Annotated in this window: 24 protein-coding genes and 1 riboswitch; of the genes, 18 read left to right on the forward strand and 6 right to left on the reverse strand. The window is 71.5% G+C overall.

All coding sequences use genetic code 11. The annotated features are described in order from the left end of the window. The first annotated feature begins 21 nt into the window (after positions 1-21). The 10 genes from K4B79_RS28645 to K4B79_RS28690 all read left to right on the forward strand — a co-directional run bounded on the left by K4B79_RS28645 (position 22) and on the right by K4B79_RS28690 (position 9114). Positions 22-1251, forward strand: coding sequence for an ROK family transcriptional regulator (locus tag K4B79_RS28645; protein WP_232029817.1), 1230 nt, complete (start codon positions 22-24; stop codon positions 1249-1251). 242 nt (positions 1252-1493) lie between these two features. After that, positions 1494-1624, forward strand: a riboswitch (FMN riboswitch). 145 nt (positions 1625-1769) lie between these two features. Continuing rightward, complete coding sequence (locus K4B79_RS28650) at positions 1770-2372, forward strand: riboflavin synthase (protein ID WP_232029818.1); 603 nt, start codon at positions 1770-1772, stop codon at positions 2370-2372. Beyond that, positions 2369-3010 (forward strand): nicotinamide riboside transporter PnuC, encoded by a 642-nt coding sequence (gene pnuC / locus K4B79_RS28655; RefSeq protein ID WP_232029819.1) that lies wholly within the window; start codon positions 2369-2371, stop codon positions 3008-3010. The genes K4B79_RS28650 and pnuC overlap by 4 nt, the downstream gene beginning before the upstream one ends. Further along, complete coding sequence (locus tag K4B79_RS28660; RefSeq protein WP_232029820.1) at positions 3007-4359, forward strand: bifunctional 3,4-dihydroxy-2-butanone-4-phosphate synthase/GTP cyclohydrolase II; 1353 nt, start codon at positions 3007-3009, stop codon at positions 4357-4359. The genes pnuC and K4B79_RS28660 overlap by 4 nt, the downstream gene beginning before the upstream one ends. A 35-nt stretch (positions 4360-4394) precedes the next feature. Beyond that, positions 4395-4880, forward strand: a complete 486-nt coding sequence (ribH, locus tag K4B79_RS28665; RefSeq protein WP_232029821.1) for a 6,7-dimethyl-8-ribityllumazine synthase — start codon at positions 4395-4397, stop codon at positions 4878-4880. Positions 4881-4914: 34 nt separating this feature from the next. Next, positions 4915-5187, forward strand: a complete 273-nt coding sequence (locus K4B79_RS28670) for a phosphoribosyl-ATP diphosphatase (RefSeq protein ID WP_030946750.1) — start codon at positions 4915-4917, stop codon at positions 5185-5187. A 47-nt stretch (positions 5188-5234) separates the two neighbouring features. Further along, entirely contained in the window at positions 5235-6083 is an 849-nt protein-coding gene (gene hisG / locus K4B79_RS28675) for an ATP phosphoribosyltransferase (RefSeq protein ID WP_232029822.1), read from the forward strand. 13 nt (positions 6084-6096) lie between these two features. Then, positions 6097-6540: a PH domain-containing protein gene (locus tag K4B79_RS28680; protein ID WP_232029823.1), complete on the forward strand. Its 444-nt coding sequence runs from the start codon at positions 6097-6099 to the stop codon at positions 6538-6540. A 166-nt stretch (positions 6541-6706) separates the two neighbouring features. Then, on the forward strand, positions 6707-8041 hold the full coding sequence (locus K4B79_RS28685) for a hemolysin family protein (protein WP_232029824.1): 1335 nt from the start codon (positions 6707-6709) through the stop codon (positions 8039-8041). Next, the gene (locus K4B79_RS28690) at positions 8038-9114 is read left to right on the forward strand and encodes a hemolysin family protein (RefSeq protein WP_232029825.1); all 1077 of its coding nucleotides are present in this window, start codon (positions 8038-8040) and stop codon (positions 9112-9114) included. Before K4B79_RS28685 ends, K4B79_RS28690 begins: the two co-directional genes overlap by 4 nt. Positions 9115-9180: 66 nt before the next feature. Here K4B79_RS28690 and K4B79_RS28695 read toward each other — a convergent pair whose 3' ends face one another. Beyond that, positions 9181-11043 carry an AAA family ATPase gene (locus tag K4B79_RS28695; protein WP_232029826.1) on the reverse strand — a complete coding sequence of 621 codons (1863 nt, stop codon included), beginning with the start codon at positions 11041-11043 and terminating at the stop codon, positions 9181-9183. A 432-nt stretch (positions 11044-11475) separates the two neighbouring features. Beyond that, positions 11476-12096, reverse strand: a complete 621-nt coding sequence (locus K4B79_RS28700; RefSeq protein ID WP_232029899.1) for a uridine kinase family protein — start codon at positions 12094-12096, stop codon at positions 11476-11478. 258 nt (positions 12097-12354) lie between these two features. On the opposite strand from K4B79_RS28700, the gene K4B79_RS28705 reads away from it, so the two are divergent. The 3 genes from K4B79_RS28705 (at position 12355) to K4B79_RS28715 (ending at position 14728) form a co-directional block, all read left to right on the forward strand. Then, positions 12355-13719, forward strand: coding sequence for a peptidase C39 family protein (locus K4B79_RS28705; RefSeq protein ID WP_232029827.1), 1365 nt, complete (start codon positions 12355-12357; stop codon positions 13717-13719). Between the two features lie 144 nt (positions 13720-13863). Beyond that, a complete protein-coding gene (locus K4B79_RS28710) occupies positions 13864-14004 on the forward strand; it encodes an SCO1431 family membrane protein (protein ID WP_232029828.1) in 141 nt (46 codons plus the stop codon). Positions 14005-14068: 64 nt separating this feature from the next. Next, positions 14069-14728, forward strand: coding sequence for a TetR/AcrR family transcriptional regulator (locus tag K4B79_RS28715; protein WP_232029829.1), 660 nt, complete (start codon positions 14069-14071; stop codon positions 14726-14728). Between the two features lie 66 nt (positions 14729-14794). Here K4B79_RS28715 and K4B79_RS28720 read toward each other — a convergent pair whose 3' ends face one another. After that, positions 14795-16048, reverse strand: coding sequence for a glycoside hydrolase family 18 protein (locus K4B79_RS28720; protein WP_232029830.1), 1254 nt, complete (start codon positions 16046-16048; stop codon positions 14795-14797). 356 nt (positions 16049-16404) lie between these two features. Here K4B79_RS28720 and K4B79_RS28725 point away from each other — a divergent pair, with 356 nt between their 5' ends. Continuing rightward, positions 16405-17577, forward strand: coding sequence for an acyl-CoA dehydrogenase family protein (locus K4B79_RS28725; protein ID WP_232029831.1), 1173 nt, complete (start codon positions 16405-16407; stop codon positions 17575-17577). Here the strand turns inward: K4B79_RS28725 and K4B79_RS28730 are convergent. Together K4B79_RS28730 and K4B79_RS28735 are read right to left on the reverse strand one after the other, a co-directional pair. Then, positions 17540-17797, reverse strand: a complete 258-nt coding sequence (locus K4B79_RS28730; RefSeq protein ID WP_232029832.1) for a hypothetical protein — start codon at positions 17795-17797, stop codon at positions 17540-17542. The genes K4B79_RS28725 and K4B79_RS28730 overlap by 38 nt on opposite strands. 231 nt (positions 17798-18028) lie before the next feature. Beyond that, a complete protein-coding gene (locus tag K4B79_RS28735; RefSeq protein WP_232029833.1) occupies positions 18029-18466 on the reverse strand; it encodes a hypothetical protein in 438 nt (145 codons plus the stop codon). 268 nt (positions 18467-18734) lie between these two features. On the opposite strand from K4B79_RS28735, the gene K4B79_RS28740 reads away from it, so the two are divergent. From K4B79_RS28740 to fxsA, 4 genes are all read left to right on the forward strand, one after another. Then, positions 18735-19175, forward strand: a complete 441-nt coding sequence (locus K4B79_RS28740) for an Lrp/AsnC family transcriptional regulator (RefSeq protein ID WP_030943199.1) — start codon at positions 18735-18737, stop codon at positions 19173-19175. 75 nt (positions 19176-19250) lie between these two features. Then, the gene (locus K4B79_RS28745) at positions 19251-20852 is read left to right on the forward strand and encodes an amidohydrolase (RefSeq protein ID WP_232029834.1); all 1602 of its coding nucleotides are present in this window, start codon (positions 19251-19253) and stop codon (positions 20850-20852) included. A 558-nt stretch (positions 20853-21410) separates the two neighbouring features. Continuing rightward, the gene (locus K4B79_RS28750; protein ID WP_232029835.1) at positions 21411-22211 is read left to right on the forward strand and encodes a polyprenol monophosphomannose synthase; all 801 of its coding nucleotides are present in this window, start codon (positions 21411-21413) and stop codon (positions 22209-22211) included. 117 nt (positions 22212-22328) lie between these two features. After that, positions 22329-22904, forward strand: coding sequence for an FxsA family membrane protein (gene fxsA / locus K4B79_RS28755; RefSeq protein WP_232029836.1), 576 nt, complete (start codon positions 22329-22331; stop codon positions 22902-22904). Positions 22905-23063: 159 nt separating this feature from the next. On the opposite strand, the gene K4B79_RS28760 is transcribed toward fxsA, so the two are convergent. After that, a complete protein-coding gene (locus K4B79_RS28760; RefSeq protein ID WP_003977404.1) occupies positions 23064-23438 on the reverse strand; it encodes an RNA polymerase-binding protein RbpA in 375 nt (124 codons plus the stop codon). Between the last annotated feature and the right edge of the window lie 243 nt (positions 23439-23681).

Here is a 23681-nt window from a genome sequence, read left to right on the forward strand (position 1 = left end):
CAGATCTGGAAGGATCCCGGCATGCCCGCATCCCCGAGAACGGCCCGGGCCATCAACGACCGGCTCGCCCTGCGACTGCTCCAGCAGGAGGGCCCGTTGACGGCGGGCCGGCTGAAGCAGCTCACCGGCCTGTCCCGGCCGACCGTCGCCGACCTCGTGGAACGCCTCGCCGCCTCCGGGCTGATCGCGGTGGTGGGGGAGTCGGGTGAGCAGCGACGCGGACCGAACGCCAAGCTCTACGGCATCGTCGCCGACCGGGCGCATCTGGCCGCCCTCGACGTGCGCACCGAGGGCGTCTCCGTCGTCGTGTCCGACCTGCTCGGGCGGGTGCTCGCCGAGGCGTCCGCGCCGATCGGTGACGACGCCGGGACCGGGCCCGCGGTGGAACAGGCGGTCGCGCTGGTCGAGCGGGCGGCCAAGGAGGCGGGAGCGGACCGGCTGCACACCGTGGGCATCGGCGTCCCCGGCCTGATCGACCCCGCGAGCGGGGAGCTGCGCGACTCCACCGGCCTGCCCGCATGGCACCGGCGCCTGGTCGACGCCCTCCAGGAACGGCTGCCGGAGGCCCGCGTCAGCGTGGAGAACGAGACCAACCTCGCCGCCCTGGCCGAACAGCGCGAGGGGGCCGCCCGGGACCGGGACACCTTCGCGCTGCTCTGGTTCGGCATGGGCATCGGAGCCGCCGTCGTCCTCGACGGCAAGCTCCGCCGGGGTGCCTCCGGCGGCACCGGCGAGATCGGCTTCCTGCCCGTCCCGGGCACGACCGGCCTGCCCTCGGCCACCGACTGCGGCGGTGGCTTCCACTCCCTGGCGGCGGCGGGCGCGATCGCCGACCTCGCGGCGGAGCACGGGGTGACGGCGGCGGCCCTGGCCCATGAGTCGTATGCGGCGGCGCTGGTGCGTGAAGCAGTGGTGCGGGAGGCGGTGGCGCGTGAAGCGGTGGTGCGGGAGGCGGTGGGTGGCCCCGCTGGTGCCGCCGAGCGCTTCCTCGACGCGCTCACCGAGCGGATCGCCCTGGGCGCCGCCGCCGTCATCTCGGTACTGGACCCCGGATGCCTCGTGCTGTCCGGCGAGATCGGCCGGGCCGGCGGCGCGGTCCTCGCCGCCCGGGTCCAGGAGCGGCTGGCGCGGATGTCACCGTTGCCCACGGAGGTACGGGCGAGCAGTCTGGGCGGGGAGGCCGTGCTGCGCGGCGCGCTCCTCACGGCGCGGGACCGGGCCCAGGACGAGCTGTTCGCGCCGGTGCGCTAGCGCTTCTCCGGCGGTGCCGTGGGGTCGGTCGGTGCTCGGGGGTCCGGCGGCGGGCAAGGGCCGTCGTCACCGTCGTCGGCCCCCCGAGCACACGGCCGACCCTAAAAGGACTAGACCAGTAGGTCAATAGGTATGGACCAAGGTCGGAGCGGTGACATTCCCGGCACGCTCTGTGAGTCAACCCACATCCTTCACCCGTATGGACACCGATCAGGCGTGGCACACTGGCCGTGTACCAGAAGCAGCGCACTCCGGGGTCGGTGAAAGTCCGAACCGGCGGTTACAGTCCGCGACCCGGTCACGTCCAGTGACCGGTTGACCAGGTGAAATTCCTGGACCGACGGTTAAAGTCCGGATGGGAGGCAGTGCGCGGCGGGCGGGCATTCGTGCGCGCCGCCGTATGGGTTCGTCCTGGTGGCGACCTCTGTTCGGCGTCGTTCCCGGTGTGTCGCTCGTTCATTCTGTCGTCATCGACAGCCCCGGAGTCCGTGCCCGAATGAGGCAGGAGGACCCGGGAAGTGTTCACCGGAATCGTCGAAGAACTGGGTGAGGTCACCGCCGTCGAGATCCTCGACGACGCCTCCCGCTTCCGTCTGCGCGGCCCGGTCGTCACGGAGGGCGCCAAGCACGGCGACTCCATCGCCGTCAACGGCGTCTGTCTCACCGTCGTGGAGCACGAGGGCGACGAGTTCACCGCGGACGTCATGGCGGAGACCCTCAACCGCTCCAGCCTCGGCGCCCTCGCCGTCGGCTCCCGCGTCAACCTGGAACGCCCCATGGCCGTGGGCGCGCGCCTCGGCGGGCACATCGTGCAGGGCCATGTCGACGGCACCGGCGAGGTGTTGGAGCGCAAGCCGTCCGAGAACTGGGAGATCGTGAAGATCTCGCTCCCCGCGGACCTCACGCGCTATGTCGTCGAGAAGGGCTCCATCACCGTCGACGGCATCAGCCTCACCGTCGTCGACGCCGGCCCCGACTTCTTCACCGTCAGCCTCATCCCCACCACCCTCGACCTGACCACGCTCGGCCTCAAGCAGCCCGGCGACCCGGTCAACCTCGAGGTCGACGTCATCGCCAAGTACGTCGAGCGGCTGATGGGCAACCAGGGGGCGGGCCGGTGAACTGGCTGAACTCCGAGGCGTTCACGCTCTTCGGCCAGCGCATCATCTGGTCCGACATGATCGGCAACATCTTCGGCCTGATCACGCTCGCCCTCGGCTGGCGACGCTCCATCTGGACCTGGCCCACCCAGTTCCTCTCCGGCCTCATCCTCTTCGTGGCCTTCTACGGCCATCTCGCCGGCAGCGCCGGCAAGCAGGTCGTCGTCATGGCCGTCGCCGTGTACGGCTGGTGGCAGTGGAACCGCAACCGGGGGAAGTCCGCGGACGGCCACATCACCCCGCGGTTCGCCACCGGGCGCGAGCGCGCGGCCATGATCGCCGCCGCCGCCGCGGGCACCGTCGCGGTCGCCCTGCTCTTCAAGGCCTACCCGACCCTGTCCTGGGACCCCTGGCCGGACGCCTACATCTTCGTCGGCACCGTCGTCGCGATGTACGCCCAGGCCCGCGGCATGGTCGAGTTCTGGTTCGCCTGGCTGCTGGTCGACCTGGTCGGCGTCCCGCTGAACTTCGCCAACGGCTACGCCTTCTCCGGCTTCGTCTACGTCATCTACGGCGCGCTCGTCCTGTGGGGCATGCGCGACTGGTGGCTGCGCTCCCGCAAGGCCTCGCAGCCCGTCATGGAAGGAGCGCCCGCATGACCGCCCGCCCGTCACCCACCACCGCCCTGCCCGAGGCGCTTCGCGCCACCCCTCTTGTCCCACCGATCCTGTACAGCACCGACGGTTTCGAGGACTTCGCGCTCGACCCCGTGGAGCAGGCCATCGCCGACATCGCGGCCGGCCGCCCGATCGTGGTCGTCGACGACGAGGACCGCGAGAACGAGGGCGACCTCGTCGTCGCCGCCGAGAAGGCGACCCCCGAGATCGTCGCCTTCATGATGAGCGAGTGCCGCGGCCTGATCTGCGCCCCCATGGAGGGCGAGGAACTGGACCGGCTCCAGCTGCCGCAGATGGTCGCGGACAACACCGAGTCGATGAAGACCGCGTTCACCGTCTCCGTGGACGCCTCGGCCGCCCACGGCGTGAGCACCGGCATCTCGGCCGCCGACCGCGCCACCACGCTCCAGCTGCTGGCGAGCGGCACCGCCGAGCCCTCCGACCTCGTCCGCCCCGGCCACATCTTCCCGCTGCGCGCCAGGTCCGGCGGGGTGCTCACCCGCAACGGCCACACCGAGGCCGCCGTGGACCTCGCCCGGCTCGCGGGGCTGCGCCCGGCCGGCGCCATCGTCGAGATCGCCGGCGAGGACGGCCGGATGCTCCGCCTGCCCGAGCTGATCCCCTTCGCCCGCAAGCACGGCCTGACGATCATCTCCATCGAGGACCTGATCGCCTACCGCCGCACCTCCGAGCCCACCGTCCGCCGCGAGGCCAAGACCCACCTGCCCACCGCCTTCGGCGAGTTCACGGCCTACGGCTACCGCTCCACCGTCGACGGCGTCGAGCACGTCGCCCTCGTGCACGGCGAGATCGGCGACGGCGAGGACGTCCTGGTCCGCGTCCACTCCGAGTGCCTCACCGGCGACGTCTTCCACTCCCTGCGCTGCGACTGCGGCCCCCAGCTGGACGCCTCCCTGGAGCGCATCCAGACCGAGGGCAGGGGAGTGGTGGTCTACCTGCGCGGCCACGAAGGGCGCGGCATCGGCCTGCTGTCCAAGCTCCGGGCGTATGAACTCCAGGAGCAGGGCCACGACACCCTCGACGCCAACCTGGAGCTCGGCCTGCCCGCCGACGCCCGGGACTACGGCGCCGGCGCCCAGATCCTCCAGGACCTCGGCGTCACGAGCGTGCGCCTGATGACCAACAACCCCGACAAGACCGACGCGCTGGTCCGGCACGGCCTGAAGGTCACCGGCCGCGAGCCGATGCCCATACAGGCGGGCGAGCACAACCTCCGCTACCTGCGCACCAAGCGGGACCGGATGGGCCACGACCTGCCCTGGCTGGACACGACCCCCACGGCGTCCGTGTCCACCTGCGGCAACCAGTAAGACCGAACAACAGCACACCGAGGAGACAAGAGAACGTGAGCGGCAAGGGCGCACCCGAACTGTCCGTACGCAATGTCGGAGACCTCCGGGTCGCCGTCATCGCGGCACAGTGGCACGAGAAGGTGATGGACGGTCTGGTGGACGGCGCCCTGCGCGCCCTGCGCGACCTGGGCATCGACGAGCCGACCCTGCTCAGGGTCCCCGGCAGCTGGGAACTCCCGGTCGTCGCCAAGGTCCTCGCGGGCCGCGGCTACGACGCGATCGTCGCCCTCGGCGTCGTGATCCGCGGCGGCACCCCCCACTTCGAGTACGTGTGCCAGGGCGTCACCCAGGGCCTCACCCAGGTCTCCGTGGACACCGGCGTGCCCGTCGGCTTCGGCGTGCTGACCTGTGACACCGAGGAGCAGGCCCTGGACCGGGCCGGAATCGAGGGCTCCAGCGAGGACAAGGGGCACGAGGCGGTGACGGCGGCGGTGGCGACCGCGGCCACCCTCCGCTCAGTATCTGAACCGTGGCGTTAGGTGGACCGGCACTACGCGTAAAGTGGGCGCCACCATGTCCAATAAGACGTTCGAGGAGCTCTTCACCGAGCTCCAGCACAAGGCCGCCCACGGCGATCCCGCCACTTCCCGCACCGCAGAGCTGGTCGGCAAGGGCGTCCATGCCATCGGCAAGAAGGTCGTCGAAGAGGCCGCCGAGGTCTGGATGGCCGCCGAGTACGAGGGCAAGGAGGCGGCCGCCGAGGAGATCTCGCAGCTGCTGTACCACGTCCAGGTGATGATGGTCGCCCGCGGCATCTCCCTCGACGACGTCTACGCCCACCTGTAAACCCGCCCGCTCCGCACCGACCCCCTCACACGAAGGAAGCCGACCTCATGCTGCGCATCGCCGTCCCCAACAAGGGTTCCCTGTCAGGACCTGCGGCGGAGATGCTGCATGAGGCCGGCTACCAGCAGCGCCGGGAGTCCAAGGAACTGCGGATCGTGGACCCGGTCAACGAGGTCGAGTTCTTCTACCTCCGCCCCCGTGACATCGCGATCTACGTCTCCTCCGGCAGGCTCGACATCGGGATCACCGGCCGCGACCTGCTGATCGACTCCGCCGCCGAGGCCGAGGAGATCCTGCCGCTCGGCTTCGCCCGCTCCACCTTCCGCTTCGCCGCCAAGCCGGGCACGGCGAACGGCGTCGAGGACCTCAAGGGCAAGACGGTCGCCACCTCCTACGAGGGCATCGTCGCCGGGCACCTCGCCGACAGCGGTGTCGACGCCTCCGTCGTCCACCTCGACGGCGCCGTCGAGACCGCCATCGAGCTCGGTGTCGCCGAGGTCATCGCCGACGTCGTGGAGACCGGCACCTCGCTGCGCAACGCGGGCCTGGAGGTCTTCGGCGAGCCCATCATGAAGTCCGAGGCCGTCGTGATCCGCCGCACCGGCGCGGACACGGAGGAGCTCAAGGTGCAGCAGTTCCTGCGCCGCCTCCAGGGCGTCCTCGTCGCCCGGACCTACGTGATGATGGACTACGACTGCCGCGTCGAGCAGCTGGAGAAGGCCGTCGCCCTCACCCCCGGCCTGGAGTCCCCGACCGTCTCGCCGCTGCACAACGAGGGCTGGGTCGCCGTCCGCGCGATGGTCCCCGCCAAGGAAGCCCAGCGGATCATGGACGACCTGTACGACATCGGCGCCCGGGCCATCCTGACCACGGCCATCCACGCCTGCCGTCTCTGAGGAGCCCGGTCAGATGTCCGAACTGCCCGCCCTGCCCGTCACTTTCCGGCCGGGCCGCACCCGTGCCGTCCTGCTCACCGCCGGAGTCGCGATCTTCGTGGTGATCACCACGATCGCCCTGCTGCTGGAGCAGCTCAGCGGCGGCGAGCGCCTCAGCTTCGTCTTCACCGGGGCGCTCCTGTTCGGGGTGCTGCTCATGCTGTCCCGGCCGAAGGTCGTCGCCGACGAGTCCGGTGTCACCGTCGTGAACATCGCCAGCAGGCGCCACCTGGCCTGGGCCGAGATCATCCAGGTGAACCTCCGCCCCGGCGATCCCTGGGTGTTCCTCAACCTCAGCGACGGCACCAGCCTGCCCGCGCTCGGCATCCAGCCGGGCATCGCCAAGCAGCGTGCCATCGAGGACGCCCGTGCGCTGCGGGCGCTCGCCGAAGCCCGTTCGACGGGGGATCTGCCGTAGCGGGCCCTGTCTTGATTAATCTGTTGGCGGAGGCGTTCTCATCGCGCCTCCGCCCTTCGTTTCCTTCTACCCGGTTCCTGCTACCCGAGGAGTGACTCCCTCCAGCGATGGACGGATCGTCCTGTAGTACCTGCGCCGCCCCCTCCCGACATATCGAGGCGGCGGCATGACCATCCCCCTGCTCCTTCTGGGAGCGGCGTTCCTGCTGATTCTGGCCAACGGCTTCTTCGTGGCGGCCGAGTTCGGTCTCGTCACGGTCGAGGCCACCGACGCCGAGAAGGCCGCGGCCGAGGGCGACCGACGGGCCCGTACCGTCGTGGAGTCCCTCAAGGAGCTGTCCTTCCAGCTCTCCGGCACCCAGCTCGGCATCACCATCACCTCCCTCGTCGTCGGCATGCTCGCCGAACCGGCGCTCGCCCAGCTGCTGGACGGGCCCATCACCGCGACCGGCATCCCCGAGGGAGCCGTCTCCGGTGTGGCCGTGGTCATCGGCATGCTGCTGGCCTCGGCCGTGCAGATGGTGATCGGCGAACTGGTGCCCAAGAACTGGGCGGTCTCCCGGCCGATGCAGGTCGCGCGCTTCGTCGCCGGCCCGCAGCACGCCTTCGCCCGTCTGTTCCGCCCGGTCATCGCCGGCCTCAACGCGGTCGCCAACCGCCTCGTCCGCGCGCTCGGCATCGAGCCGGCCGTGGAACTGGCCTCCGCCCGCACCCCGGGCGAGCTCGTCTCGCTGGCCCGGCACTCCGCCCAGGCCGGAGCCCTGGAGCAGGACACCGCCGACCTCTTCGTCCGCACGCTCTCGCTCGCCGAGCTGACCGCGCAGCACGTCATGACCCCGCGCGTGAAGGTCAGCGCCCTCCAGTCGTCGGCGACCGCCGAGGACGTGGTCAACCTGACCCGCGCCACCGGACTGTCCCGCTTCCCCGTCTACCGCGAGAAGATCGACGAGATCGTCGGCATGGTGCATCTCAAGGACGCGCTGTCCGTGCCCGTGCGCGACCGTCTGCGCACCCCCGTCGGCCGGATCGCCCGCCCGGCGCTGCTCGTCCCCGAGACCCTCCCGGTCAAGCCCCTGCTGGCCCGGCTGCGCAGCGAGCAGCCCATCGCCGTCGTCGTCGACGAGTACGGCGGCACGGCCGGAGTGGTCACGCTGGAGGACATCGTCGAGGAGATCGTCGGCGAGGTCCGCGACGAGCACGACGGGCAGGACCTGCCCGAGCTCGCCGCCGCCCCGCCGGAGGACGGCCGTCTCGCCTGGGACGCCGACGGCAGCTGCCGGGTCGACGTCCTGCAGCGCATAGGCCTGGAGGTGCCCGAGGGGCCGTACGAGACCGTGGCGGGCCTGGTCGCCGACCTGCTCGGCCGGATCCCCGCCGTCGGCGACAGGGCCGAACTGCCCGGCTGGCGGCTGTCCGTGCGCCAGGTCGGGCACTACCGCGCCGAGCGGGTCCGGCTGGTGCGCACGGTTCAGGCGGTCAACGTCATGGAGGCCGTGCGATGAGCGTCCTCCAACTCCTCTTCGCCGCGCTGCTCGTGCTCGCCAACGGCTTCTTCGTGGGCGCCGAGTTCGCGCTCGTCTCGGTCCGCCGCAGCCAGATCGAGCCCCTCGGCACCGCCCGGGCCCGGCAGGTCCTGCACGGCCTGGAGCGGCTGCCGGAGATGATGGCCGCCGCCCAGTTCGGCATCACCGTCTGCTCGCTCACCCTGGGCGCGGTCGCCGAGCCCACGGTCGCCCATCTGCTGGAGCCGGTCTTCGAGTGGGTCCACATGCCGCACGGCATGATCCACCCCCTCGGCTATGTGATCGCCCTGGCGGCGGTCGTCTTCTTCCACCTCGTCATCGGCGAGATGGTCCCGAAGAACCTCGCGATGGCGGCCCCCGAGAAGGTCGCGCTGTGGCTCAGCCCCGGCCTGGTCGCCTTCGCCCGCCTCTGCAGGCCGATCACCGTCGCCCTCGGCGCCTGCGCCCAGGGCATCCTGCGCCTCTTCCACGTCGAACCCAAGGACGAGGTCGAGGCCGTCTTCACCAGCGAACAGCTCAACCGCCTCGTGGAGAACTCCGGCCAGGCCGGCCTGCTCGACCCCGAGGAGCAGGAACGCCTGGAGGACGCCCTGGAACTGGGCTCGCGCCCCGTGACGGACGTGCTGCTGCGGCGCGAGTCGCTGGTGACGGTGAGCCCCTCGGTCACCCCGGGCCAGATCGTGGACCTCACCGGCCGCACCGGCTACTCCCGCTTCCCCGTCGCCGCGGAGAACGGCGCCTTCATGGGCTACGTCCACGTCAAGGACGTACTCGATCTGGAGGACTCCGAACGGGCGGTACCGCAGCAGGTCTGGCGGCCGATGACCACCCTGCGGCCCGAACTGCCCCTGGACGACGCGCTGACCGTCATGCGACGCGCGGCCACCCATCTCGCCCAGGTGGCCGACGGATCGGGCCGCGTGCTCGGCCTGGTCGCCCTGGAGGACGTCCTGGAGCTGCTGGTGGGAGAGGTACGGGATCCCGCGCACCGGGAGCTGCCGGAGATCCGGGTCACCGAGCCCCGCAGCAGCGAGGAGGCGCTGGCGTCGTAGGGGAGCCGGTTCGGCTGCGGGCCGGTGAGCAGCGGCCCGCAGCCGGACCGGCACTCCCGAAACGGCTCACGGGGCCGCCGGATCCTGCGGCCCCCGCCCCGAGAGCACCTCTCCGTACGCCTGCATCAGGTCCGGCAGCCGCAGCGTCGACAGGTCGTCCCGGGTCAGCACGCCCGGGTAGGTGGACAGCCGCAGATCCCGGTACGCGCAGCTCTTCTCGTACAGCGTCCGCAGGAACCGGCCGTTGCCCAGCTCGTCGATCCACCCCTGGTCGACCACGTGTCCGGCGATCGAGCGCAGCTCGTCGAGGGCCTCCTCGTCCCACACGTCACCGTTCTCCGCGGCGAGCACCTCGCCGATGGAGGTGAGTTCGAGGGGGCGGTAGGAGGGGAAGTCGACCCGGGTGGTGAAGCGCGAGGACAGTCCGGGGTTGGCGGCGAGGAGCCGGTCCATGCCCTCCGGATAGCCGGCCAGGATCACCACGAGGTGGTCGCGGTTGTCCTCGGCCCGCTTCAGCAGCACCTGGAGCGCCTCGTCGCCGTACGCGTCGCCCTTGCCGTAGCCGGAGTTGGACAGCGAGTACGCCTCGTCCACGAAGAGCACACCGCCGAGCGCGGAGTCGATCAGCTCGTTGGCCTTCACGGCCGTCTGGCCGAGGTACTCGCCGACCAGGTCGGCCCGCTGGGCCTCCACGAGATGGTCGCCGCCGAGCAGCCCGAGGGCGTAGAAGACGCGCCCGAGGATCCGCGCGACCGTGGTCTTGCCGGTGCCGGACGGGCCGGAGAAGACGAAGTGCCGTTTCGGCGGCTGGACCGGCAGCCCCTGCCCGGTGCGCAGCCGGGCCATGTTCAGCTGTGCGGAGAGCGCCTTGACCTGGCGCTTGACCGGCTCCAGGCCCACCATGCGTTCCAGCTCGGTGAGCGCCTCCTCCAGTAAGGCGGGATCGGTCGGCCCGGCCGGCAGGGACGGCGACGCGGTGACCTTCGCCCGCACGGTGGGGTCGGTCACCGAGGTCAGGGGACCGGTGGGCGGCAGGTCCGGCTCCGTCAGCCGCAGCTCCCGTCCCTCCATACCGAAGAGCGGGTCGAGGCCGTCGGTGCCGTCGATGGCGTCCTGGCCGGACCCGGCGAGCGTGATCGCCGCCAGGTCGGTGGGGTCCTCGTAGCCGTCGCCCTCGGCGATCGCGGCGAGCCGGGCCGAGGTGTCCATGAAGGCCGGGTCGACGCGGTGCACGGCCCGGTACAGGGGCAGGGCGGCGGCGCTGCGGCCGGTGCCCTCGTGGGCCCGGGCCAGCCAGTAGCGCAGTTCCTTGCGCTGCGGCTGTTCGCTGCGGCAGCGCATCAGGGCCGCCGAGAGCAGCGGTTCGGCCTGTCCGTACATCTCCAGGCGGACCCGGGCCATGCCGCCGAACAGGCCCGCCTCGATGCCGAGCATGGCGTCGTCGAGCAGCGGGTCGGTGTGCCGGACGAGCTGCTCCCAGTCCTTGACGAGATAGGCGCGGCACGCGTGCAGGAAGCGGACCTGGGAGTCGGTGTCCACCGGCGGCAGGCCGGCGAGGGCCCGGTCCAGCTCCGGGACGTGCCGGCCGTCCAGCCAGTGCGAGGCGTGCGCGAGGAGCAGATCACGCGGGCTCTCCAGCACCGGTTGCACCCACCAGCCCAGCCAGTACCAGGAGTTGAGGGTACGGCGGTGTCGTGCGCGCTGTTCGCCGAAGCGGTCGCGGTGCCGGAACATCCTGAGCAGCGCGGTCGTCGTGTCGACGCGCAGCGCGTGCAGTCCGAGCCAGCCGTCGGCCATCCCGGGATCGATCCGCACCGCGGCCCGGAACTCCTCTTCCGCCTGTGGATAGGCGCCCATCGTGTAGGCGTCCACACCTCGCAGCCAGGCGAGGTCGGCCGGGGCCTCGGGGCCCTGCGTGCCGAAATCCATCACGTCCCCCACAAACCGTGCCCCCGTGGTTCACCTCCGAGCCGTCGCCCGGTGGCCGCCTTGGTCCAACCGCCGGGCGGCGGACCGGAGTTGCAACGGTGCGCGGAGCCAGCTGTCCGTAGGGCGCACCGAGGGCATCGTACCTGCGGTGGTGTCGCCCACCGAAGGGTGCCGCACAGGCCGTTTGGCGAGGTGGGAGCGGATGCGGGCATGCGCGGATGGTGACCGAGGGTGAGCGGATCGTGTCTCGCGGCGCCCGAAAAAGGGGCTGAGGGCAGAACGAAGCCCCCGATCACGGGGGAACAACCGGGGGCTTCGCGTCTGCGGGCGGCTCCGAATGGCCGCACATTGAGAACGTAAGTCCTGTACGGCCCCTCGGTCAAGCCGAGTTGAAGCACTCCGGGAAGTTCTCCCGCAAGGCTCTTCACAAGTTCAGCACACTGCGGATGATCCGTCACCGTGCGTGACATTCTGGTCCGGTCCAACGCTCCCGACAGGCCCCGGGAGCACCTTGTATCCCTGTGTGCACTGGCGTACCAGGACGTCGGAGAAGGGCCGGGAGGGGTCTTCGGTGAAATGCCGTCGCTCCGCGGGGACCCAACCGGCCCAGAACTCCCGCTGTTCCTCGCCGTCCCGGGACCGGCCGCGCGCCCACGCCTCCTCGGCGGGCAGCTCCATCCACAGCAGGTGCGCCAGATGCGGCCGGAGCGCGCGGCGGCCCGCGCCGACGCCCTCCAGGAGGATCGCCGGGGCGGGCGGCAGCGTGCGCGGCGGCCCGAAGCGGCGCGCGTGCCAGTCGTAGGGCCGGTAGTGCGCGCTCTCGCCACGGCTCAGGGGCTCGATCACCTGGGACAGCAGCCGTCCGGTCCAGTCGAAGAGCTCGTCGTGGCTGGCGATGTCGTCGAGGTGCAGGACCGGGGCGCCGTCCAGGGCGCGGGCCAACTCCCCGGCGAACGTGGTCTTTCCGGAGCCGGCGTGCCCGTCGATCCCGATCAGACGGACCGGGCCGCAGGACGGGGGGAGCCGGCGGAGCCGGGAGGCGAGGTCGTGAATGACGGTTCCCGTGGCGGTGCGAGGGGTGGCGGACGTGGCGGTGCGAGGGGCGGGCGTGGTGCTGAAGGGCCAGGCTACGCGCCCTCCGGCTCGATCCGGCCCGATCCTCGGCCCGCCGCGGTGCCAGTGGAGAAGACCAATATTGCCCCGCGTGGCACGGGCCGAAGTGCTGGCAGGAGCATGCCGCCTGCTCCATAGTGGGCGCACAACCGTGCACCGGACCTGCCCCGACTCGGACACCTTGGGGGTCTCCCGCCCATGAGTAGAGCCGAACAGTTGTCCCGCAGAACCGTCCTGGCCGCCGCGGTCGCCGTGGCCGCGGCGGGCGGTGCGAGCCCGGCGGCCGCCGAGCCCCCGGCCGCCGACACCGCGGACCCTGTGCGGGCCCCGGCCGGCTTCGTGGACAACCGCGCCTGGACGACGTACACCGACTGGCGCGCGGGCACCGCGAAGGGGGCCAGGCCCGTCGCCGGCACCCGGCCGGGCGTGGTGATCGGCACCCCGGCCGGCACCACCGACTACACCGACCCGCACACCGGCAGGACGGCCGCCTGGGAGTACGCGACCTGGACGTCCCCCGTCCACGAACTCGCCGTCCCCGCGACCGAGGTGATCGCCTCCTGGAACGCGCGGACCCCGGCCGGCACCTGGCTCCAGATCGAACTGAAGGGGACGTACTCCGACGGCACGGCCACCCCCTGGTACGTGATGGGCCGCTGGGCGGCCGGCGACCAGGACATCCGGCGGACCTCGGTCGACGACCAGAGCGACGGTCGGAGCAGCGTCTGGACGGACACCTTCGCCATCGACGACCCGGCCACGGGCCTGCGCCTGGCCGCGTACCGCCTGCGCCTCACCCTGTACCGCAGGCCCGGCACCAAGAGCACGCCCACGGTCTGGCGGGTCGGCGCGATGGGCTCCGACGTGCCCGACCGCTTCACGGTCCCCGCCTCCACCCCCGGCGTCGCCGAGGAACTGCTCGTCCGGCGCTACTCCCAGGAGATCCACAAGGGCCAGTACCCGGAGTACGACAACGGCGGCGAGGCCTGGTGCAGCCCCACCTCCTCGCAGATGATCATCGAGTACTGGGGCGGCCGGCTCACCGAGGGCCAGCTGTCCTGGGTCGACCCCTCCTACGCCGACCCGCAGGTGTGCCACGCGGCGCGGTTCACCTACGACTTCCAGTACGCCGGCTGCGGCAACTGGCCGTTCAACGCCGCCTACGCGGCCACCTTCAAGGACCTCCAGGGCGTGGTCACCCGGCTCGGCTCGCTCACCGACCTGGAGACGCTGATCGCGGCCGGCATCCCCGCCATCACCTCCCAGTCGTTCCTCAAGGAGGAGCTCACGGGGGCCGGGTACGGGACCGCCGGTCACCTGATGACCGTCATCGGCTTCACCGCCGACGGCGACGTGATCGCCAACGACCCCGCCTCGCCGACCAACGAGGCCGTGCGGCGCGTCTACCGGCGGCGCGAGTGGGAGAACATCTGGCTCAGGACCAAGCGGTACAACGCCTCCGGCAAGGTGGTCTCCGGTACGGGGGGCGTCTGTTACCTCTACTTCCCGGCGCATCCGACCCCGCGGCAGTGCAGGGCGCTGGCGGCGGTGGGAGTGCGCTGAGCCGGCCGGGGCCGCGGTGCGCCAGGGTCCCGGGACGCCGGGGCCCTGTGACCAAGGTCTCTGCCACAAACGCCCATGTCGGTGGCAAGGTGGACGGATCGGTGGGGGGAGTCCACCCGTACGTCCGTAGATCGGCGAGACACCATGACCGCACAAGCAGCCACCGCCTCCCGTGCCCGTACCGGAGGGCCGGTGGAAGACGGTCCGAAGACCGTCGAGCACATCATGGGCTGGACCCTCGTCGTGGTGATCGCCATGCTGATCACCCAGCTCGGCCTGCTGTGACCTGACCCATACCCGACCTGCCATACTGCGGGTGTCCCGCCGCCCGTCGAGACCAGGGTCGAAATTGAATATTAGTCAACAGCGCGGTGCTGCCCGCCCCCGGGCGCGCGGTACCGAGCGCTCCGTCGCACGCCGTGCCGAACTCATCGCCATCGGGCGGAAGTTGTTCGCCGACACGTCGTACGACGCGCTCTCGATGGACGACATCGCCCGCCAGGCGCTTGTCGCCAAGGGACTGATCTACTACTACTTCCAGTCCAAGCGCGGTTACTACCTGGCGATCATCCAGGACTCCGTCGTCGACCTGGTCACCTACGCGGCGAGCGGCCTGGAGATGGAGCCGGTGGACCGGGTCCACCGCACCATCGACAGCTATCTGCGGTACGCCGAGCACAACCAGGCCGCCTACCGCACCATCGTCAGCGGCGGCGTCGGATTCGACGCCGAGGTGCACGCCATCCGGGACGGGGTCCGCGAGGCGATCGTCGCGACCATCGCCGAAGGGGCGTACGGCCGCAGCGACATCGCGCCGGTGGCCCGGATGGGCCTGCTGGCCTGGGTGTGCAGCGTCGAGGGTGCCGCCCTCGACTGGATCGACCGCCCGAACCTGTCCCGCGACACGATGCGCGACCTGCTGGTGAAGACGCTCGGCGGCGCCATGCGGGCCATCGAGGAGATGGACCCCGCGTACCCGGCTCCGGAGCCGGCCCGCCGCGACGACTGACGGCCGGCCGCCACGAGTTGGGGCGGAGGCTCGTGGTCCTCCGCCCCAAGTACCCCGTGGGACCGGCTACTTGATGGCCTTGATCAGCTCGCCGCCCGTGGTGTCCCCGCTCAGCTCCCAGAAGAAGGTGCCGCCCAGACCCTGCTGGTTCTTGTACGCCATCTTCGTGGCGATGGTCGCGGGGGTGTCGTAACTCCACCAGTCGTTCCCGCACTTGGCGTACGCGGTGCCGGCGACCGTCCCCGTCGCCGGGCACTTGGCCTTCAGCACCTTGTAGTCGTCGATGCCCTGCTCGTACGTCCCGGCGGCCGGCCCGGTCGCGGTGCCGCCCGGCGCCGACTGGGTGACACCGGTCCAGCCGCGGCCGTAGAAGCCGATGCCCAGCAGCAGCTTGGCGGCCGGGATGCCGAGCCCCTTGAGCTTCGCGATGGTCGCCGAGGTGTGGTAACCCGCCTTCGGGATGCCGGAGTACGAGGTGAGCGGCGAGTGCGGGGCCGTCGGCCCGGCCGCGTCCCAGGCGCCGAAGTAGTCGTAGGTCATCGGGTTGTACCAGTCGACGTATCGGGCGGCGCCCGCGTAGTCGGCCGCGTCGATCTTGCCGCCGGGGGTCGCGTCGGCGGTGATCGCCGCGGTGACCAGGTTGCCGGAACCGAACTTCGCGCGCACGGCCCGCATCAGGTCCCTGAAGGCCGCCCGGCCGCTGGTGTCGCAGGTGGCGCCGCAGGCGTTCGGGTACTCCCAGTCGAGGTCGATGCCGTCGAAGACGTCGGCCCACCGGGAGTTCTCGACCAGGTCGTAGCAGGACTGGGCGAACGCGGCCGGGTTCTTCGCGGCCTCGCCGAAGCCGCTCGACCAGGTCCACCCGCCGAACGACCACAGCACCTTGAGACCGGGGTGCTTCTTCTTCAGCTCGCGCAGTTGGTTGAAGTTCCCGCGCAGCGGCTGGTCCCACGCGTCGGCGACGCCGTCCACGGACTCGGCCGCGGTGTACGTCCGGTCGGTCGCCGCGTAGGCGTCGCCCATCGCGCACTTGCCGCCGGTGACGTTGCCGAAGGCGTAGTTGATGTGGGTGAGCCTGGCCGCCGAGCCCGACGTCTCGATGTTCTTGACGTGGTACTTGCGGTCGTAGGTGCCCCACTCGGTGAAGTAGCCGACGACCTTGGAGCCGGCGGCCTTCGCCTCGGGAGAGCGGGCCTCGGGCGCCCGGGACTCGGCGGTCGCGCTGCCGGCTCCGGCGAGCAGGCCCGCGCCGAGCAGGGCACAGCACGCGGCGGAGATCAGCGCCCGGAACCGGGTGCGGGGGCGGTGGGACGTGTGCATCGGGTGTCACCTCGTGGGGGAGAGGGAGGAGCGCAGCGTCGCTTGGCATGGACGCGATGAGGCGTCGGCCGTGTGAAACCGTAGGAGGACTAGACCAGTACGTCAATGGTTCGGACCAATTCCGGAGCCGCGTGCTCCGGTGCGGCCTTCCCCGCACGCGCGGCGCAGGTTTCTTGAAGTAAGCGGTCGTTAACTCGTGACGGCATGCCTCCGATCGGGCATACTCACAGCGCACAGCCGCTGGTCAGCAGCTTCCGCGACCCGGAAGTGCGAGCCTCGGCGGCACCAGTGAGACCCGGCGGAGCCGCCCCCACCCCAAGGGCCCCCGCCCGTGCCCGAGAGGGAGGAGCGACGCCATGCCCGACCGCGCCCCGCAGCAGGTGGACCGTCAACTGCCCACGGACGAGGCCCGGGAGCTGATCTCCCTCGTCCGTGACATCGCGCGGCGAGAGATCGCCCCGGCGGCGGCCGAGGAGGAGGACGCGGGACACTTCCCGCGCGAGGTCTTCGCCCTGCTCTCCGCGTCCGGACTGCTCGGCCTGCCGTACGACGCCGAGTACGGCGGCGGGGAGCAGCCCTACGAGGTCTATCTCCAGGTGCTCGAAGAACTCGCCGCGGCCCGGCTCACCGTCGGCCTCGGCGTCAGTGTGCACACTCTGGCCTCCTACGCGCTTGCCGCCTACGGCTCCAAGGAGCAGCAGGTCGAGCACCTGCCCGCGATGCTCGGCGGCGGCCTGCTGGGCGCGTACTGCCTGTCGGAGCCGTCCTCCGGCTCGGACGCGGCCTCACTGCGCACCAAGGCGGTGCGCGAGGGTGACGACTGGGTGATCACCGGCACCAAGGCCTGGATCACGCACGGCGGGGTCGCCGACTTCTACACGGTCATGGCCCGCACCGGCGAGGAGGGCCCGCGCGGGATCACCGCCTTCCTGGTGCCCGGCGACGCGGACGGGGTGAGCGCCGCGCCGCCGGAGAAGAAGATGGGCATGAAGGGCTCGCCGACCGCCCAGGTCCACTTCGACGGCGTCCGCGTCCCCGACGGCCGGCGCATCGGCGAGGAGGGCCAGGGCTTCGCGATCGCCCTGTCCGCGCTCGACTCCGGGCGGCTCGGCATCGCGGCCTGCGCCATCGGACTGGCCCAGGCGGCGCTCGACGAGGCGGTGGCCTACGCGACCGGGCGGGAGCAGTTCGGGCGGCCGATCGCCGACTTCCAGGGGCTGCGCTTCATGCTCGCCGACATGGCGACCCAGATCGAGGCGGGCCGGGCGCTGTACCTGGCGGCAGCGCGCCTGAGGGACGCGGGACGGCCGTTCGCCAAGCAGGCGGCCATGGCCAAACTGCACTGCACCGACACCGCGATGCGCGTGACCACCGACGCCGTGCAGATCCTCGGCGGCTACGGATACACCGCCGACTTCCCGGCCGAGCGCTACATGCGGGAGGCCAAGGTGCTCCAGATCGTCGAGGGCACCAACCAGATCCAGCGGATGGTCATCGCCCGTCATGTAGCGGGTCCCGAGACCCGCTGAACTGGCCCGGCCGCACCTGGGGCGCCGCCAGCCGTGCCCACTCCGGGTCGTGGCGCCCCGGCAGGGTGCGGCCGCGGTCGGCCCAGGTGCGCAGCAGATCCTGGTAGATGGGCGGGTCCTGGACCGGCGGCGGCGTGCGCGGAACCGATTCTGCGACGGCGACGAGCGGCGCCGGCACGAACAGGCGGCGGTGCCCCGTCGTCGAGTGGGTAGGGGTCATACCAGGGCAACGCGGCGATCCGGGGACGGGTCACCCGTCCCCGGAATCGACCGTGCGTTCAGGTGTGTCCGGGATGAAGTCCCGTCCCACGATGGCTGCCTGACGTGGCGTCACGCGCGAGGTGACGCCACCTGCTCGGCGCGCCGGCCGGTCGCCCGGACGCGCTGAATCCGCGCCACGGCATGCCGCGACCCGTGGCGCGGGTCAGTCACGGAGCTGGAGCGAGGCCGCTCAGGCGGCGTGGCGCCGCATGACCGGCACCCGGATGGGGCGGGAGCCCGGGCCGCCCACGTGCGAGAAGGGCTGGGTCCGCCAGTCGAGTCCCTGAGGGAGCGTCAACAGCAGGGCCGTGTCCTGCTCCTGGGGCTCGGCCGACTCATCGGCGGACCGGGCCTCGGCGGCCCTGCGGCCCGTACCCGCGCAGACCGTGAGGCCGAACGGGTTCCACGGTGAGGCGCACAGCGCGTGTTCCGGCAGGACCTCCTCGTCCGCCAGCAGCGCGATGGGCTGCGCGCAGTCCGGGCAGATCACCCGGTACATCTCGAAGGTGTCGTACGCGTCGTCCACCTCGTCGTCGTAGGCGTCGGGTTCGACACCCTCCGGCTCGGGATCGACCACCGACTGAAGCCGCTTGGGTGCGGTACGACCAGGACGCTTAAGACTCTGCATTGGGTTCTCCCCCTCGGGCTGGGCCGTGAAGGCGCTGCGGCCTCGACCACAGCAAGCACTTCCCGCCCCGAATCGGCGGTAATCACGAGAACATCACGGAGCCTGTTCGGGGTGTGTGGCGTTCGTCACATGCCGCCCGCAGGTGCCCGAGGCGGCCGCTTTGTCCTCCGGACGGCTCACGGGCGACTCCCGGCCACATCACGAACAGGGCATGACCTGCGCCGCTCAGGTATCCGAGGAGATCAGCCGCACTGTAGGTTCTTGCGCCATGGAGGAGCTCGACCGACAGATCGTGCAGCTGCTCGTCAAGGACGGGCGGATGAGCTACACAGACCTGGGCAAGGCCACGGGGCTGTCCACGTCGGCCGTGCACCAGCGCGTGCGGCGGCTGGAGCAGCGAGGGGTCATTCGCGGGTACGCCGCCGTCGTCGACCCCGAGGCCGTCGGGTTGCCGATGACCGCGTTCATCTCGGTGAAACCGTTCGATCCCAGTGCGCCGGACGACATCGCGGAGCGGCTCGCCGACGTCCCGGAGATCGAGGCGTGCCACAGCGTGGCGGGGGACGAGAACTACATCCTCAAGGTACGGGTGGCCACGCCGCACGAACTGGAGGAGCTGCTGGCGCGGTTGAGGTCGTTGGCGGGGGTGTCCACGCGGACGACGGTGGTCCTCTCGACGCCGTACGAAGCGCGGCCGCCCCGGATCTGATCGCCGCGGAAGCGATCGACGCCACCGGGCGACCCGTGTGCGGGGACGCCGGGGCCAGGCGCGAGACTGTTCCCCATGAGTGAGCGTGCCGCCGAGTCCCAGACCGTCCTTCTTCGCCGCGGGGAAGTCCACAGCCCCGCCGATCCCTTCGCCACGGCGATGGTCGTGGAGCGGGGGCAAGTCGCCTGGGTCGGGTCCGAGGGCGCGGCCGACGCCTTCGCGGACGGCGTCGACGAAGTGGTCGATCTGGACGGGGCCCTCGTCACGCCCGCCTTCACGGACGCGCATGTGCACACCACCGCGACCGGGCTCGCCCTCACCGGCCTGGACCTGTCGGACGCCCCTTCCCTGGAGGCGGCTCTCGGCCTGGTGCGGGACTTCGCCGCCGCCCGGCCGGGCGACCGGGTGCTCCTCGGGCACGGATGGGACGCGGCCCGCTGGCCCGGAGGGCGCCCCCCGACGCGCCGCGACCTCGACGAGGCGACCGGCGGGCGCCCCCTGTACCTCAGCCGGATCGATGTGCACTCGGCGGTCGTCAGCACGGCCCTGCTGGACCTGACGACCGGTCTCGACGCACCGGACGCGCCCCTCACCGCCGACGCCCACCATGCCGTGCGAGCCACCGCCCTCGGGGCCGTCACGGCGGCTCAGCGCGCCGAGGCCCAGCGGGCCGCCCTCGCCCGTGCCGTCTCCCTCGGGATCGGCACCGTCCACGAGTGCGCGGGGCCCGAGATCTCCTCCGAGGACGACTTCACGGGCCTGCTGGACCTCGCCGCGCGGGGGGACGGGCCCCGGGTCGTCGGCTACTGGGCCGAACAGGACGTTGCGAAGGCACAGGAACTGGGGGCCGTCGGCGCGGCCGGCGACCTGTTCGTGGACGGCGCCCTGGGCTCCCACACCGCCTGCCTGCACCAGCCCTACACCGACGCCGACCACACCGGCACCGCCTACCTGGACGCGGGAGCGGTCGCCGCGCACGTCGTCGCCTGCACCGAGGCGGGCCTCCAGGCGGGCTTCCACGCCATCGGCGACGCCGCCGTGACCGCCGTGGTGGAGGGCGTGCGCGCCGCCGCGGAGAAGCTCGGCCTCGCCCGGATCCGCGCGGCCCGCCACCGCGTCGAGCACGCCGAGATGCTCACCCCCGAGACGATCGCCGCCTTCGCCGAGCTCGGCCTCACCGCCTCCGTCCAGCCCGCCTTCGACACCCTGTGGGGCGGTGAGGAGGGCATGTACACCCGGCGGCTCGGTGCCGACCGGGCCCGTCTGCTGAACCCCTTCGCGGCCCTGCTGCGGGCCGGCGTCCCGCTCGCCTTCGGCTCCGACAGCCCGGTCACGCCCCTCGACCCCTGGGGCACCGTCCGCGCGGCGGCCTTCCACCGAACCCCCGAGCACCGCGTCTCCGTGCGCGCCGCGTTCACCGCGCACACCCGGGGCGGCTGGCGCGCGATCGGCCGGGACGACGCGGGCGTCCTGGTCCCCGGCGCTCCCGCCGACTACGCGGTCTGGCGCACCGGCGAACTCCTCGTCCAGGCCCCCGACGACCGGGTCGCGCGCTGGTCGACCGACCCCCGCTCCGGCACCCCCGGCCTGCCCGACCTGACCCCGGGCCACGACCTCCCCGTCTGTCTGCGCACCGTGGTGGGCGGCCGGACCGTGTTCGTACGGCCGAGCGAGTGATCTCCCGGGGTGGCGCACCCCCGTTCGGCCCCCGACGCGCCGTCGCGCGACCTGCGTATCCTCCCCGCTGACCAGGGCTTTGATCAAAGATTCGCAGGTCAAACGGCTGTTGACAGCCGACGGCAGCGGGCCGGTAGGTTCGGCCGGGTCCACCACCGGACGCCCGACGGGGGAACGTCCACACCACTCGTCACGGTGCCGCTGGGTCAGGGACGGTGTACCGCACCGGGGCACCGCCACTGGCAGCCAGGCTCAGCGCCCGCGCCACGGCGAGGGAACGTTCCGGCCGGTCGGGAAGGTGTGACCCGGGTGGGGCCCGGGCGCTCAGTAGACAACGGCTTTCGGTCGACCCGCAGCCAGCGGGCCCCAGGTCGGCCCGAAGGGCGCCGGGCCCCCATCCGCAGCACGCACAGCCCTGGACCGGGCACGCACAGTTCCCGAACGCGGACTCTTACCCCGCTTTTGTGGAAACGACACCACCATACTTACGTCCTGTCACGTCATCGCAGGCCGCGGCCATTATGGTGGACGTCTGCGTACGGACTTGAAGGGGCAGCAGTGAACGACGGCGACGGGACCCTCGCGGCACAGGACCGGGGGAGGCAGTTCGGGCCGCTCGGCACGGCATTGGTGATCATCCCGACCTACAACGAGGCGGAGAACATCAAGGCGATCGTCGGCCGGGTGCGCAAGGCCGTTCCCGACGCGCACGTGCTGGTGGCCGACGACAACAGCCCCGACGGCACCGGTAAGCTCGCCGACGAGCTGACGGTCGACGACGACCACGTCCAGGTCCTGCACCGCAAGGGCAAGGAGGGCCTCGGCGCCGCCTACCTCGCGGGCTTCCGCTGGGGTCTGGAGCACGGCTACGGCGTCCTGATCGAGATGGACGCCGACGGCTCCCACCAGCCCGAGGAACTGCCCCGTCTGCTGACCGCCCTCAAGAGCGCCGACCTGGTCCTCGGCTCCCGCTGGGTACCCGGCGGCCGGGTCGTCAACTGGCCCAGGTCCCGCGAGATCATCTCCCGCGGCGGCAGCCTCTACTCCCGCCTCGCCCTGGACCTGCCGCTGCGCGACATCACCGGCGGCTACCGCGCCTTCCGCCGCGAGACCCTCGAAGGGCTCGGCCTGGAGGAGGTCGCCTCCCAGGGCTACTGCTTCCAGGTCGACCTCGCCCGCCGCGCGGTCAAGGCCGGCTACCACGTCGTGGAGGTCCCCATCACCTTCGTCGAGCGCGAGCTCGGCGACTCCAAGATGAGCCGGGACATCCTCGTGGAGGCCCTGTGGCGGGTCACCACCTGGGGCGTGGGCGAGCGGGTCGGCAGGATCACGGGCAAGGGCCGGCCCTCACAGCCGTAGCTCTCGCGGTACCGGCCCTCACTGTCGTAGCCCTCACAGGCGTAGGCCTACGACCGCACAGCCGCGGTTGACCAGCCCCTTATCCCGTGCTGAGCCGGGCCCAGGCACACTGGACGTATGACGACTGGCGCTCCGAGTCCCACGCACCCCGCCCGACCCCGACGCTCCCGGCTGCGCACCGTCCTGCCGCTGGGCATCGCCGCCTGGCTGGTGCTGGAGATCTGGCTGCTGACCGTGGTCGCCGGAGCGGCGAGCGGGTTCACCGTGTTCCTGATCCTGCTCACCGGCCTGGTCCTCGGCTCGGTGGTCGTGAAGCGGGCGGGCCGGCGCGCCCTTCAGAACCTGAACGAGGCGCTGCAACGCGGCGGAGCCCCGTCGGGCTCGTCCAACGGCGGCGGCAACGGCCTGATGATGCTGGGCGGGCTGCTCCTGATGCTCCCGGGCCTGATCTCGGACGCGCTGGGGCTGCTCCTGCTGATCCCGCCGGTCCAGAAGGCCCTCGGCCGCTACGCGGAGCGGACCTTCGACCGCAAGCTCCGCGAGGCCGGAGCGGGCACGCTCGGCGGCGCCTTCCAGCAGGCCCGTATGCACCAGCCCGACGGCAAGGTGGTCCAGGGCGAGGTCATCAGGGACGAGCCCGGGGGCGCCCCGCAGGACGCCCCGCGGGATCAGCAGCGCCCGCCGCTGAGCTGACCGACCGGGCCCGCAGGGACCGCGACCCACCCCGCGGTCCCTGGGGCGACCCACGCGGTCCCTGGGGCAACACGAAAACCGCGGGCGCGACACGTCGACTTCACGTGTCGCGCCCGCGGTGTATCGCGTGCGTTGTCTGCCGCTCAGACCCCGGAGGGGCTATGCGGACTTGCGGCTGTCCCTCGGATGAACGGCAATGTTCATCGCGCCGGAGCGCAGAACGGCCAGGCGCTCCTCGAGGACCTCTTCGAGTTCCTCTCGGGTACGCCGCTCCATCAGCATGTCCCAGTGCGTACGCGCAGGCTTGGCCTTCTTCTCCTCAGGGCCGTCGCCGTCGACGAGGAGTGCCTGGGCCCCGCAGACCTTGCACTCCCACTCCGGCGGAATCTCCGCCTCGACCGAGAAGGGCATCTCAAACCGGTGCCCCTTCTCGCATGCGTACTCCACGGCCTGGCGCGGGGCCAGGTCGATACCGCGGTCCGTCTCGTAGCTGGTCACCACGAGGCGCGTGCCGCGAAGAGCTCGCTCACTCATGAATCGTGCCTCCCGGGCTTGTCGCCCACAGGACAGGTGTCGCTGTCGTCGTCATCCGGTCAACGTCCGGTCGGCGGTAAAGATTCCCGTCCCGTGTCCCGTTTCGGGTCATGCGTCGCCGTCGTAGCCGCCCCTTGTTGTACCCACCTGCGCCCGGTTTGTCACATCTGCTAGCAGATGTGACCCAGCGTTTCGCCATCTTTGACGCGCAGTAACGGTACGCCTGGCAGGCCAAACGCGTAC

It is taken from the genome of Streptomyces lincolnensis (assembly GCF_021173675.1).
Classification (GTDB): Bacteria; Actinomycetota; Actinomycetes; order Streptomycetales; family Streptomycetaceae; genus Streptomyces; species Streptomyces lincolnensis_B.

Bases quoted from the DNA above. Each gene is read 5' to 3' on its own strand.
- K4B79_RS28645 (WP_232029817.1), top strand. From the start codon at position 22: ATGCCCGCATCCCCGAGAACGGCCCGGGCCATCAACGACCGGCTCGCC.
- K4B79_RS28660 (WP_232029820.1), top strand. From the start codon at position 3,007: ATGACCGCCCGCCCGTCACCCACCACCGCCCTGCCCGAGGCGCTTCGC.
- K4B79_RS28670 (WP_030946750.1), top strand. From the start codon at position 4,915: ATGTCCAATAAGACGTTCGAGGAGCTCTTCACCGAGCTCCAGCACAAG.
- hisG (WP_232029822.1), top strand. From the start codon at position 5,235: ATGCTGCGCATCGCCGTCCCCAACAAGGGTTCCCTGTCAGGACCTGCG.
- K4B79_RS28680 (WP_232029823.1), top strand. From the start codon at position 6,097: ATGTCCGAACTGCCCGCCCTGCCCGTCACTTTCCGGCCGGGCCGCACC.
- K4B79_RS28685 (WP_232029824.1), top strand. From the start codon at position 6,707: ATGACCATCCCCCTGCTCCTTCTGGGAGCGGCGTTCCTGCTGATTCTG.
- K4B79_RS28690 (WP_232029825.1), top strand. From the start codon at position 8,038: ATGAGCGTCCTCCAACTCCTCTTCGCCGCGCTGCTCGTGCTCGCCAAC.
- K4B79_RS28695 (WP_232029826.1), bottom strand. From the start codon at position 11,043: ATGGATTTCGGCACGCAGGGCCCCGAGGCCCCGGCCGACCTCGCCTGG.
- K4B79_RS28705 (WP_232029827.1), top strand. From the start codon at position 12,355: ATGAGTAGAGCCGAACAGTTGTCCCGCAGAACCGTCCTGGCCGCCGCG.
- K4B79_RS28710 (WP_232029828.1), top strand. From the start codon at position 13,864: ATGACCGCACAAGCAGCCACCGCCTCCCGTGCCCGTACCGGAGGGCCG.
- K4B79_RS28720 (WP_232029830.1), bottom strand. From the start codon at position 16,048: ATGCACACGTCCCACCGCCCCCGCACCCGGTTCCGGGCGCTGATCTCC.
- K4B79_RS28725 (WP_232029831.1), top strand. From the start codon at position 16,405: ATGCCCGACCGCGCCCCGCAGCAGGTGGACCGTCAACTGCCCACGGAC.
- K4B79_RS28730 (WP_232029832.1), bottom strand. From the start codon at position 17,797: ATGACCCCTACCCACTCGACGACGGGGCACCGCCGCCTGTTCGTGCCG.
- K4B79_RS28735 (WP_232029833.1), bottom strand. From the start codon at position 18,466: ATGCAGAGTCTTAAGCGTCCTGGTCGTACCGCACCCAAGCGGCTTCAG.
- K4B79_RS28740 (WP_030943199.1), top strand. From the start codon at position 18,735: ATGGAGGAGCTCGACCGACAGATCGTGCAGCTGCTCGTCAAGGACGGG.
- K4B79_RS28745 (WP_232029834.1), top strand. From the start codon at position 19,251: ATGAGTGAGCGTGCCGCCGAGTCCCAGACCGTCCTTCTTCGCCGCGGG.
- fxsA (WP_232029836.1), top strand. From the start codon at position 22,329: ATGACGACTGGCGCTCCGAGTCCCACGCACCCCGCCCGACCCCGACGC.
- K4B79_RS28760 (WP_003977404.1), bottom strand. From the start codon at position 23,438: ATGAGTGAGCGAGCTCTTCGCGGCACGCGCCTCGTGGTGACCAGCTAC.